This is a genomic window from Variovorax sp. Soil_C_19, from assembly GCF_057657255.1.
The window spans coordinates 240740-252771 of the sequence record NZ_JBDGIV010000001.1 but is presented as its reverse complement, the minus strand read 5'-3'; the positions used below and the strand labels follow the sequence as shown (position 1 = coordinate 252771).

At 67.9% G+C, this 12032-nt stretch carries 11 protein-coding genes; 6 read left to right on the top strand and 5 right to left on the bottom strand.

Annotated elements, in window-relative coordinates:
* Positions 1-93: 93 nt before the first annotated feature.
* Positions 94-1335 carry an MFS transporter gene (locus AC3A6R_RS01220; protein ID WP_487863532.1) on the top strand — a complete coding sequence of 414 codons (1242 nt, stop codon included), beginning with the start codon at positions 94-96 and terminating at the stop codon, positions 1333-1335.
* On the opposite strand, the gene AC3A6R_RS01215 is transcribed toward AC3A6R_RS01220, so the two are convergent.
* The 5 genes from AC3A6R_RS01215 to AC3A6R_RS01195 all read right to left on the bottom strand — a co-directional run bounded on the left by AC3A6R_RS01215 (position 1320) and on the right by AC3A6R_RS01195 (position 7162).
* Complete coding sequence (locus AC3A6R_RS01215; protein ID WP_487863531.1) at positions 1320-2756, bottom strand: aldehyde dehydrogenase family protein; 1437 nt, start codon at positions 2754-2756, stop codon at positions 1320-1322. The two genes, AC3A6R_RS01220 and AC3A6R_RS01215, sit on opposite strands and share 16 nt — an antisense overlap.
* A gap of 50 nt (positions 2757-2806) precedes the next feature.
* Positions 2807-4171: a glucarate dehydratase gene (gudD, locus tag AC3A6R_RS01210; protein ID WP_487863530.1), complete on the bottom strand. Its 1365-nt coding sequence runs from the start codon at positions 4169-4171 to the stop codon at positions 2807-2809.
* Positions 4172-4218: 47 nt separating this feature from the next.
* Positions 4219-5130 carry a 5-dehydro-4-deoxyglucarate dehydratase gene (gene kdgD / locus AC3A6R_RS01205; protein WP_487863529.1) on the bottom strand — a complete coding sequence of 304 codons (912 nt, stop codon included), beginning with the start codon at positions 5128-5130 and terminating at the stop codon, positions 4219-4221.
* A 148-nt stretch (positions 5131-5278) separates the two neighbouring features.
* Positions 5279-6262: a Bug family tripartite tricarboxylate transporter substrate binding protein gene (locus tag AC3A6R_RS01200; RefSeq protein ID WP_487863528.1), complete on the bottom strand. Its 984-nt coding sequence runs from the start codon at positions 6260-6262 to the stop codon at positions 5279-5281.
* Positions 6263-6340: 78 nt separating this feature from the next.
* Positions 6341-7162 (bottom strand): FadR/GntR family transcriptional regulator, encoded by an 822-nt coding sequence (locus AC3A6R_RS01195; protein ID WP_487859900.1) that lies wholly within the window; start codon positions 7160-7162, stop codon positions 6341-6343.
* 88 nt (positions 7163-7250) lie between these two features.
* Here AC3A6R_RS01195 and AC3A6R_RS01190 point away from each other — a divergent pair, with 88 nt between their 5' ends.
* From AC3A6R_RS01190 to AC3A6R_RS01170, 5 genes are all read left to right on the top strand, one after another.
* Complete coding sequence (locus tag AC3A6R_RS01190; protein ID WP_487859899.1) at positions 7251-8075, top strand: NAD-dependent epimerase/dehydratase family protein; 825 nt, start codon at positions 7251-7253, stop codon at positions 8073-8075.
* 88 nt (positions 8076-8163) lie between these two features.
* The gene (locus AC3A6R_RS01185; RefSeq protein WP_487863527.1) at positions 8164-9156 is read left to right on the top strand and encodes a TRAP transporter substrate-binding protein; all 993 of its coding nucleotides are present in this window, start codon (positions 8164-8166) and stop codon (positions 9154-9156) included.
* A gap of 41 nt (positions 9157-9197) precedes the next feature.
* Entirely contained in the window at positions 9198-9731 is a 534-nt protein-coding gene (locus AC3A6R_RS01180) for a TRAP transporter small permease (RefSeq protein WP_487863526.1), read from the top strand.
* Positions 9731-11014 (top strand): TRAP transporter large permease, encoded by a 1284-nt coding sequence (locus AC3A6R_RS01175; RefSeq protein WP_487863525.1) that lies wholly within the window; start codon positions 9731-9733, stop codon positions 11012-11014. Before AC3A6R_RS01180 ends, AC3A6R_RS01175 begins: the two co-directional genes overlap by 1 nt.
* 14 nt (positions 11015-11028) lie before the next feature.
* Positions 11029-12024 (top strand): NAD(P)-dependent oxidoreductase, encoded by a 996-nt coding sequence (locus tag AC3A6R_RS01170; RefSeq protein ID WP_487863524.1) that lies wholly within the window; start codon positions 11029-11031, stop codon positions 12022-12024.
* The last annotated feature ends 8 nt before the right edge of the window (positions 12025-12032 follow it).

Genomic DNA, 12032 nt, shown 5'->3' with positions numbered 1-12032 from the left:
AATGTGAGGGCGTCCAGCATGATCTCTCCAGTCGATCGAGTTGGCCGATATTATTCGCTTTCATTCATGCGCCGTTCGGCCCAAAGTGGCGGCATGCACAACCCGCTCGCACCCTCCCCCACGCACGCGATGACGCACTGGCCCGGTGTCGCGCTGGTCGTCGCCGCCGGCGTGGTCGCATCGCTCCAGGTCGGCAAGGTCGCCATCGCGGTGCCGCAGTTGCGCACCGACTTCGGCCTCGACCTGACGATGGTCGGCTGGCTCATGGCGATGTTCTCGCTGCTGGGCGTGCTCGGTGCGGTGCCGGTGGGCGCGTGGGTCGAGCGCGCCGGCGACCGGCGCCTGGTGCTCGCGGGCCTGCTCGCGATCACCGCGGGCAGCACGGCGGGGGCGCTGTCGCACAGCGTGGCAATGCTGCTCGCGGGGCGCGTGGTCGAGGGGCTGGGCTTCGTGCTGATCACCATCGCCGGTCCTTCGGTGCTGCAGCGCATGGTCGCGCCCAGCGGCCAGGACCTGGCCTTCGCGATCTGGAGCTGCTTCATGCCGGCCGGGATCGCGCTCGCGCTCTGCAGCGGGGCGCTGCTCGACGGGTGGCGCGGCTTCTGGCTCGGCAATGCCGCGCTCGCGGCCGTGGTCGCGCTGCTCGTTGTGTCCGCCATTCCGCGCGGCGCCCGCAGCGGGGCTGCGCCGGTGTCATGGCGCAGCATGGGCCGCGATGCGGCCGCGACGCTGCGCGCCGGTGCGCCGGCATTGATCGCCGCCGCGTTCGTGGTCTACAGCCTGCAGTTCTTCGCGCTCTTCAGCTTCCTGCCGGTGCTGCTGATCGAGCGCATGGGCGTGGACACGGCCGCGGCCGGCGCGCTGAGCGCGGTGGCCTGCTGCGCCAACGTGGCAGGCAATCTCGCGGCCGGCATGCTGCTGAAGCGTGGCGCGCCGCGCTGGCTGCTGGCGGCCTCGGCCAGCGCGGTGATGGGGCTCGCGGCCATCGGCATCTTCCTGCCGCTGCTCGATGCGCTGCCAGCGTTTGCGCTGTGCCTGGTGTTCTCTGGCGCGGGCGGGCTGCTGCCCGCCACGCTGATCGGCACCTCGCCGCTGGTGGCGCCGAGCCTGCGCCTGGCGCCGATGGCAATGGGCCTGCTGATGCTCGGCAGCAACCTGGGCCAGATGATCGGCCCGGTGGTGGTCGGCGGCGCGGTCGATGCGCGCGGCTGGCCCGCGGCGGCGGCCATCGTGGCCGTGGCGGGCGTGGCCGGCGTGCTGCTGGCGCTCGGGCTGCGGCGCGCGATGGGGCGCACCGGCGGCAGCCCGGGCCGGCAGCCTCAGGCGAGCGTGTAGGCCGTCTTCACGGTGGTGAAGAACTCCTGCGCATAGCGGCCCTGCTCGCGCGGACCATAGCTCGAGCCCTTGCGGCCGCCGAACGGCACGTGGTAGTCCACGCCCGCGGTCGGCAGGTTCACCATCACCATGCCGGCCTGGCTGTGGCGCTTGAAGTGCGTGGCGTACTTCAGCGAGGTGGTCGCGATGCCGGCCGAGAGACCGAACTCGGTGTCGTTGGCCGTGGCCAGCGCCTCGTCGTAGTTCTTCACGCGGATCACGCTCGCGACCGGGCCGAAGATCTCTTCCTTGTTGATGCGCATGGCCGCGGCCGACTCGCTGAACAGCGCCGGCGACATGTAGTAGCCGTCGGTCTCGAGCTTCAGCAGCTCGCCTCCGGCCGCGAGCGTGGCGCCCTCGCCCTTGCCGATGGCGATGTATTCCATGTCCTGGTCGAGCTGCGACTTCGACGACACCGGACCGACGTCGGTGCCTTGCGCGAGCGCATCGCCGACCTTGATCTTCGCCATGCGCGCCTTCATCGCCTCGATGAACTTGGGGTAGATGCCTTCGGTCACGATCAGTCGGCTCGACGCGGTGCAGCGCTGGCCGGTGGAATAGAAGGCGCTCTGCACGCTGAGCTCGACGGCCTGCGCGAGGTCGGCGTCGTCGAGTACCACCTGCGGGTTCTTGCCGCCCATCTCGAGCTGCACCTTCTTGCCGTTGGTGGCGCACTGCACCGCGATGTTGCGGCCCACGCCGACCGAGCCGGTGAAGCTGATCGCATGCACGCCGGGGTGGTCGACGAGCGCATTGCCGATCACGCTGCCGCGGCCCATGACGAGATTGAACACGCCCGCGGGAATGCCCGAGCGGCTGATGATCTCGGCCAGCGCCCAGGCGCAGCCCGGCACGAGGTCGGCGGGCTTGAAGACCACGCAGTTGCCGAACGCGAGCGCAGGCGCGATCTTCCAGGCCGGAATGGCGATCGGAAAGTTCCAAGGCGTGATCAGGCCGATCACGCCGACCGGCTCGCGCGTGATCTCGACACCGATGTTCGGGCGCACCGAGGGCACGAGCTCGCCCGCGAGGCGCAGGCACTCGCCGGCAAAGAACTTGAAGATGTAGCCCGCGCGCGCGGCTTCGCCGATGCCCTCGGCGCGCGTCTTGCCCTCTTCGCGCGCGAGCAGCTCGCCGAGCTCTTCCTTGCGCGCAAGGATCTCGTTGCCGATCTTGTCGAGCGCGTCGGAGCGCGCCTGGATGCCGCCTGTGGCCCAGGCCGGGAAAGCGGCGGTGGCGGCGGCCACGGCCGCCTCGACGTGCGTGGCGTCGCCCTGCGTGTAGTGCCCGAGCACGTCGGACAGGTTGCTCGGGTTGAGGTTGGGGCTGTAGCTCGTGCCGGCGCGCCATTCGCCGCCGATCAGGTTTTCATGGTTCTGCATGAGGGGTCCTTGCTGGTCGAGGGAAAAGACAGAAATGGAAGGCTAAACCTTCACCTGACCATGCAGGGATTCTTGTTGTCGAAAGTCCATCCCGGGATCAGGTATTGCATCGCCTGCGCGTCGTTGCGGGCACCGAGGCCGTGCTTCAGGTACAGCTGGTGCGCCTTCTCGACCTCGGCCATGTCGAGCTCGATGCCCAGCCCGCCGCGCATCGGCACCTTGACCAGGCCACCCTCGATCTTGAGCGGGTCGCGCGTGAGGCGCTGGCCGTCCTGCCAGATCCAGTGCGTGTCGATGGCCGTGACCTTGCCGGGCGCGGCGGCCGCCACGTGCGTGAACATCGCGAGCGACACGTCGAAATGGTTGTTCGAATGCGAGCCCCATGTCAGGCCCCAGGCCTGGCATAGCTGCGCCACGCGCACCGAGCCCTGCATCGTCCAGAAGTGCGGGTCGGCCAACGGGATGTCCACCGACTGCAGCGACAGGCTGTGCACCATCTCGCGCCAGTCGGTCGCAACCATGTTGGTGGCCGTCGGCAGGCCGGTGGCGCGCCGGAACTCGGCCATCACCTCGCGGCCCGAGAACACGCCTTCGGCGCCGCACGGGTCTTCGGCATACGCCATGACGCCATGCAGGTCGCGGCACAGGCGCACCGCGTCGGCCAGCAGCCAGCCGCCGTTCGGATCGAGCGTGACGCGCGCGTCGGGAAAGCGCTCGTGCAGCGCGCGGATGGCCTCGACCTCTTCCTCGCCGCGCAGCACACCGCCCTTGAGCTTGAAGTCGGTGAAGCCGTAGCGCGCATGCGTGGCCTCGGCCAGCCGAACGATGGCCTCGGGCGTCATCGCCTCTTCGTGGCGCAGCCGGAACCAGTCGTTGTCGGCGTCCGGTTCGCTGCGGTACGGCAGGTCGGTCTTGCTGCGGTCGCCCACGTAGAACAGGTAGCCGAGCATCTGCACCGCATCGCGCTGCTGACCTTCGCCGAGCAGCGCGGCCACGGGCACTTCGAGGTGCTGGCCCAGCAGGTCGAGCAGCGCCGCCTCGACGGCCGTGACCGCGTGGATCGTGACGCGCAGGTCGAAGGTCTGCTGTCCGCGCCCGCCGCTGTCGCGGGCCGCGAACTCGCGGCGCATCGCATTGAGCACCGCGTTGTGGTTGCCGATCGGCTGCCCGACGACGAGGGCGCGCGCGTCCTCGAGCGTCTGGCGGATCTTCTCGCCGCCGGGGACTTCGCCCACGCCGGTGCGGCCCGCGCTGTCGGTCAGGATCAGCAGGTTGCGCGTGAAGAACGGGCCATGGGCGCCGCTCAGGTTCATGAGCATGCTGTCGTGGCCCGCGACGGGCACCACACGCATGGCGGTGACGACGGGCGTGCCCGTCGCGGTGCTGCGGGAGGGGGATTCTGGCGTGTGGTTCATCTTGTGGCGTCCATCCGCTGCGGGCAGCGCGTTGACCAAGCTTGCGCTTACTGCGGCCCGAGCGCGTCGATCAGGGCCTTGAGCTGTTCCATCTCGTCGGGCTTCAGGTCGGTGAGCGGCGCGCGCACCGGGCCCGCGTCGTGGCCGACGATCTTGGCACCGGCCTTGACGATGCTGACCGCATAACCCGGCACGCGGTTGCGCAGCTCGAGGTAGGGCATGAAGAAGTTCTTCAGCAGGCGGTGCTGCGTGGCCATGTCGTCGTTGGCGACCGCGTGATAGAAGTCCATCGCGGTTTTCGGAATGAAGTTGAACACCGCCGACGAATACACCGGCGTGCCCATGGCCTTGTAGGCTGCGGCATAGACCTCGGCCGTTGGCAGGCCGCCCAGGTAGGCGAAGCGGTCGCCCATCTTCTGGAAGATCGCGACCATGGCCTCGATGTCGCCCACGCCGTCCTTGAAGCCCACGAGGTTGGGGTTGCGCTCGGCCAGCGCGGCCAACGTGTCGGGCTTGAGGCGGCTCGAGGCGCGGTTGTAGACGATCACGCCGAACTTCACGCTCTTGCACACCGCCTCGACGTGCGCCGCCAGGCCTTCCTGGCCGGCTTCGGTCAGGTAGTGCGGCAGCAGCAGGATGCCGTGCGCGCCGGCCTTCTCGGCGGCCTGGGCGCATTGGATCGCGAAGCGCGTCGGGCCACCGGCGCCCGCGATGATCGGCACCACGCCGCGGCAGGTGTCGACCGCGGTCTTGATGATGCCGGGGTACTCGTCGCCGGTGAGCGAGAAGAACTCACCCGTGCCGCCGGCCGCGAACAGCGCGCTGGCGCCGTAGGGCCCGAGCCACTCGAGACGCTGCTCGTAGCCCTTCTTGTTGAAGTCGCCGTTGCTGTCAAAGTCAGTCAACGGAAACGAGAGCAGGCCGGAGCCCATGATGGTCTTGAGTTCTTGCGGGTTCATCGAAACACCAATGTGAAGGTTAAAAAATGGATCTGTTCTTTTCGTGGACTACCGCGGAACCGGCTTTGCCGGGCCGCTGGTAGTGCCCCCGGTGAGGGGGTTGGCGAAGCGACACGAAGTGCGCGCAGACTGGGGGAGAGCCAATCAGTCAGTCCAGCTTGATGCCGGCGTCTGCCACGACCTTGGCCCAGCGCGCGCGTTCCTTGGCGAAGAACTGCTCTTCCTCGGACGGCGCCATGGTCACGACCTCGGCGCCCTGCCCCGCGAGGCGGGAGCGGATCTCGGCCGAACGGATGACGGTGATCAGTGCCGTGTTGAGGCGCTGCACGATGGCGTCGGGCGTGCCCTTGGCCACGCGCACGCCTTGCCAGGTGCCCGACTCGTAGCCGGGCAGGCCCTGCTCCGCGATGGTCGGCACGTCGCCGATCAGCGGCATGCGCGTCGACTTGGAGACGCCGAGCACCTTGAGCTTGCCGCTCTGCACATGCGGCAGCGTGGCCAGCATGCCGTTCATCAGCACCTGGGTCTGGCCTGCCACGGTGTCCTGCACCGCCTGCACGCCGCCCTTGTAGGGCACGTACTGCCAGCGCGCGCCGCTTGCACGCTCGAGCGCCACGCCCGCGAGGTGCGGTGCGCTGCCGGTGGCGGTGACGGCGAAGTTGATGTCCGACTTCTTCGACAGCGCCACGAGTTCCTTGAGGCTGTTGGCCTGCACCGATGGATGCACCACGAGCAGGTGCGGCGAATAGGCCAGCATCGTCACGCCGCGCAGGTCCTTCGAGGGATCGAAGGCAAGCCGTGTGTAGACCGAGGGGCTGATGGCGAGTGCGCCGACGTCGCACAGCAGCAGCGTGTAGCCATCGGGCCTCGACTTGGCAACGTAGTCGGCACCGAGGTTGCCATTGGCGCCCGGCTTGTTCTCGACGATCACCGATTGGCCCAGCGCCTCCGACAGCGGTTGGCTGATCGAGCGCGCAATGATGTCGGAGGAGCCGCCCGGCGGGTACGGCACCACGATGCGGATGGGTTTGGAGGGCCAGGCATCGGCCGCTTGCACGCCGCCGGCCGCGAGCATCCCGCCGCCGAGCGCGCCGAGCGCGCCGAGCATCAGGTCACGTCTTTTCAAGCTCATTCAGGGTCTCCTGCTGGTTATGTTGTCAGTCATCGTACAACTGTAGATAACGGTTGTCCAGACTTTCGCGCGAATTCCTCAGGCCGGCGTGGCCGGCGCCTCGCCCGCAGCCTTCTGCGCGGCTTCCTGCGCCAGGCGCAGCCGCTCGCGGCTGTTGGTCAGGTGGATGCGCATCGCAGCGCGCGCCGACTCGGGATCGCGGCGCGCGATGGCGGCATAGATCTCTTCATGTTCGCGGTTCACGCGGCTCAGGTATTCGCCGCGCCGGTCGTAGTTGCGGATCGCGGTGATGCGCGTGCGCGGGATGATCGTGGTGCCGAGGTGGCTCATGATGTCCGCGAAATACGGATTGCCCGTGGCCTGCGCGATCTGCAGGTGGAAGCGGAAATCGGGCGCCACCGTGTCCCCTGCCGCCGACACGTTGCGCTCGAAGTCGTCGAGCGCCTGGCGCATCGCAAGCAGGTGCTCCTCGGTGCGCCGCGTGGCCGCCAGGCCCGCGGACTCTGTCTCGAGGCTGATGCGCAGCTCGAGCACGGCGAGCACGTCGACCGAGGTCGCGATGTCGGCGGAGTCGAGCCGGAACATGCCCGCCGCGCGCGGCTGCAGCACGAAGGTGCCGACGCCGTGATGGGTTTCGACCAGGCCCGCGGCCTGCAGCTTCGAGAGCGCCTCGCGCACCACGGTGCGGCTCACGCCGAACGACTGCATGATGGCCGACTCGGTCGGCAGCTTGTCGCCGGGACGCAACTGCTGGCTGCGAATCTTCTCGCCCAGATCTTCGACCAGCCCGTGCGCAAGGCCCCGCGCGCGCGGCCTCGGCCGGCCCATGAAGGGCCCGCTCGCAGCGGCTTCCGCCGCCGTTTCTCGATTTGAGGGATTACCCGCAGTCGTCTGGGCCATGGTCACGATAATAATCCGGTCTTAGTTGTACGACAACAGATAACTCAACACTTCTTGCCGTTCGAGGCGGTCCCCACGCTCCCAAGACATGTCGACATCCGAACAAGCCTCTCCTCCCTCACTCCATCGGCTGCTGTTGACCGGCGCAGCCGGCGGCCTCGGCAAGGTGCTGCGCGAGCGCCTGCGACCCTATGCCGACATCCTGCGCCTGTCGGACATCGCGGCGCTCTCGGCGGCCGAAGGCGCGCACGAGGAGGTCGTGCCCTGCGACCTGTCGGACAAGGCTGCGGTGCATGCGCTGGTCGAGGGCTGCGATGCGATCGTGCACCTCGGCGGGGTTTCGGTCGAGCGCCCGTTCGAGGAGATCCTCGAAGCCAACATCAAGGGCGTGTTCCACATCTACGAGGCCGCACGCCGCCACGGCGTGAAGCGCGTGGTGTTCGCAAGCTCCAACCACGTGATCGGCTTCTACAAGCAGACCGAGCACCTCGATGCGCACGCTGCCCGCCGGCCCGACGGCTACTACGGCCTCTCGAAGTCGTTCGGCGAGGACGTGGCGCAGTTCTACTTCGACCGCTGGGGCATCGAGACGGTCAGCATCCGCATCGGCTCGTCGTTCCCCGAGCCGCTCAATCGCCGGATGATGAGCACCTGGCTCAGCTACCGCGACCTGACCACGCTGATGGAGAAATCGCTCTTCACGCCCGATGTGAAGCACACGGTGGTCTACGGCATGTCGGCCAACCGCGACGTCTGGTGGGACAACAGCGCCGCAGCGCACCTGGGCTTCGTGCCGCAGGACAGCTCCGAGGTGTTCCGCGACAAGGTCGAGTCGCAGCCGCCGGTGGCGCCCACCGATCCCAATGCGATCTACCAGGGCGGCGCCTTCACGGCGCAGGGCCCGTTCGAATGAATGAATAACCGACAAGAAGCAGCAGCCGCGCGCCTTCCGGGCCGCACTTTCGCCAGCTGACGCCCTCTTTCAACCAAGGAGACTTTCCATGACCTTTCGCCGAACCCTGATGGCCGCCTGCGTTGCCGCCACCGCCCTTGCCTGCCTCGGCGCCCCCAGCCTTGCCGCGGCGCAGAAGATGACGCTCAAGGCGTCCGACGTCCATCCCGCAGGCTACCCCAATGTGGTGGCCATCGAATCGATGGGCAAGAAACTCGAGGCCGCGACCAACGGCCGCATCAAGATCCAGATGTTCCCGGGCGGCGTGCTCGGCTCGGAGAAGGAAGTCGTCGAGCAAACGCAAGTGGGTGCGATCCAGATCGCGCGCATCTCGCTGGGCGTGCTCGGCCCGGTGGTGCCTGACGTGAACGTGTTCAACATGCCGTTCGTGTTCCGCGACGAAGCGCACATGCGCAAGGTGATCGACGGCGAGATCGGTGCCGAGATTCTCGCGCGCATCACCGCAAGCCCGGCCAGGCTGGTGGCGCTCGGCTGGATGGACAGCGGCTCGCGCAGCCTCTACACCAAGAAGCCGGTGCGCACTCCCGACGACCTCAAGGGCCAGAAGATCCGCATGATGGGCAACCCGCTGTTCGTGGACACCATGAACGCCATGGGCGGCAACGGCATCTCGATGGGCCACACCGAGGTGTTCAGCGCATTGCAGACCGGCGTGATCGACGGCGCCGAGAACAATCCGCCGACCTACTTCACGACCAACCAGTACACGACCGGCGCCAAGTACTACACCCAGACCAACCACCTGATCATTCCCGAGATCTTCGTGATGTCCAAGATCACCTGGGACAAGCTGACCCCGGCCGACCAGGCGCTCGTGAAGAAGTTCTCGCGTGAGGCGCAAATGGAGCAACGTGCGCTGTGGGACAAGAGCGTGGCCGAATACACCGCCAAGCTCAAGGCTGGCGGCGTGGAGTTCATCAACATCGACAACAAGCCGTTCTACGACGCCACCGCGCCGGTGCGCGCCAAGTACGGCGCGCCGTTCGCCGACCTGATCAAGCGCATCGACGCCGTCAAGTAAGCCCTATCCGTGACATCGACCGACCCACGCCCCTGCACCTCATGACTCAAACCGTCCCGCGTCTGCTCGACGCCGTCTATCGTTTCTGCATCTGGGGCGCTGGCGCGGCCATCGTCGTCATGTCGCTGATCGTGCCGTGGGGCGTCTTCACGCGCTACGTGCTGGGCACCGGCTCCAACTGGCCGGAACCGATCGCCATCTTGCTGATGGTGATCTTCACTTTCCTGGGCACGGCGGCGTCGTACCGCGCCGGCGCCCATATTGCAGTCGCCATGCTGACCGACCGGCTGCCACCCGCAATGCGCAAGGGTGCGGACCTGCTGGCGAACCTCATCATGGCCGCGGTCTGCCTGTTCGTCGTGGTGTGGGGCACCAAGCTGGCGATGGGCACCTGGGGCCAGTCGCTGGACTCGCTGCCCTGGATGCCGGTGGGCGTGACCTACGCGCCGCTGCCGATCGGCAGCTTCATCACGCTGCTGTTCGTGCTCGAACGCATCTTCATCGGCCCGCAGTGGCACCGTCCGATCGTCAGCTTCGGCGACGCGGCGGCCGACTTCGAAACGGAGGTGCGCTGATGGACGCGCTGGTTCTGCTCGGCAGCTTCTTTCTCCTGATGCTGGTAGGCGTGCCGATCGCCTACGCGCTCGGCATGGCCGCGCTGGTTGGTGCGCTGTGGATCGAATTGCCCGTCGACGCGGTGATGATCCAGATCGCCTCGGGCGTCAACAAGTTCTCGCTGCTCGCGATTCCCTTCTTTGTGTTGGCCGGCGCGATCATGGCCGAGGGCGGCATGGCCCGGCGGCTGGTCGCCTTTGCCAGCGTGCTCGTGGGCTTCTTGCGCGGCGGGCTGTCGCTGGTCAACATCCTGGCGTCGACCTTCTTCGGCGCGATCTCGGGTTCCTCGGTGGCCGACACGGCCTCGATCGGCTCGGTGCTGATTCCCGAGATGGAGAAGAAGGGCTACCCACGCGACTTCTCCACCGCCGTCACAGTGAGCGGCTCGATCCAGGCCACGCTGATTCCGCCGAGCCACAACGCGGTGATCTATTCGCTGGCCGCAGGCGGCACCGTGTCGGTCGGCGCGCTGTTCATGGCGGGCGTGCTGCCCGGGCTGCTGCTGGGCCTGACGATCGCGGCGCTGTGCCTGTACACGGCGCGCAAGCGCAATTTCCCCAAGGGAGAAGCCATTCCGATGCGCCAGGCGCTGCGCATTTGCGTCGATGCGCTCTGGGGCCTGATGACCATGGTCATCATCCTCGGCGGCATCCTGTCGGGCGTGTTCACCGCCAACGAGTCGGCCTCGATCGCAGTGCTCTGGGCCTTCTTCGTGACGATGTTCATCTACCGCGACTACAAGTGGCACGAGCTGCCCAAGCTGATCCACCGCACGGTCAAGACCGTGACCATCGTGATGATCCTGATCGGCTTCGCAGCGGCCTTCGGCTACATCATGACGTTGATGCAGATCCCGACCCAGGTGACGACCTTCTTCACCAGCGTGTCGACCGACAAGTACGTGATCCTGCTGCTGGTCAACGTCATGCTGCTGCTGCTCGGAACGCTGATGGACATGGCGCCGCTGATCCTGATCTGCACGCCGATCCTGCTGCCCGTGGTCACGAGCCTGGGCGTCGACCCGGTGCACTTCGGCATGATCATGATCATCAACCTCGGCCTCGGCCTGATCACGCCGCCGGTGGGCACCGTGCTCTTCGTCGGAAGCGCGGTGGCCAAGCTGCCCATCGGGGTGGTCACGCGCGCCATGGCGCCGTTCTTCCTGGCGCTTCTGGTCGTGCTCATGATGGTGACCTTCATGCCGTGGCTGTCGCTCTGGCTGCCGCGCGCCCTCGGCCTCTGAGGCCGCCCGATCCGATGGCCCCGCCGACGATCTTCCTCGCCTACCCGGCGGCCGCGCGCGCCAACTACTACCGCGACGGGCCGCTCGCAGCGCTGCGGGCACTCGGCACGGTGCGGCTGAACGAAACGGGCGTGCCCCTGGACGCACCCGCGCTCGCCCAGGCTGCGCAAGGCTGCCAGGTGATCGTGAGCGACCGGGCGACGCCCGGCGATGCGGCGGTGTTCGTCCAGAGCCCGTCGCTGGCCGTCTTCATGCGCTGCGCGGTCGACGTGCGCAACATCGACATCGGCGCGGCCAGCGCGAACGGCGTGCTCGTCACGCACGCAAGCGCGGGCTTCGGCAACGCGGTGGCCGAGTGGGTGCTGGGCATGATGCTCGACCTGAGCCGGCATCTCAGCGAGAGCGTGGCCGGCTTCCGCGCGGGGCAGCTGCCCGCCCCGCGCATGGGGCGCGAACTTCGCGGCGCGGTGCTCGGCATCCTCGGCTTCGGGCAGATCGGGCAGCGGCTCGCCGTGCTGGGCCTGGCGCTGGGCATGCGCGTGGTGGTCGCCGATCCGCTCGCGGCGGTGGCCGAGCCGGCCATCGAGCACCGCACGCTAGACGAGGTGCTGGCGCTTGCAGATCACCTGGTCTGCCTGGTGCCCGCGACACCAGCCACAGCCAATCTCATGAACGACGAACGCTTCGCGCGCATGAAGCCGGGCGCCTTCTTCATCAATGCCGCGCGCGGCGAACTGGTCGACGAAGGCGCGCTACTGCGGGCCCTCGACAGCGGCCGCCTCGCAGGCTGCGCGCTCGACGTGGGACGCGCACCCGACCAAATGCCCTCGCCCGCACTGGCTGCGCATCCGCGCGTGCTCGCCACGCCGCACACGGGCGGCCTCACGCCCGCCGCCGTCGACCACCAGGCCAACGAGACCGTGGAGCAGCTTGCGGCGCTGCTGCGCGGCGACATGCCGGCCGGCGCACTCAACCCCGAACACGCACGCCGGCTCGCCGCGCTGCGCTGACCTGGATC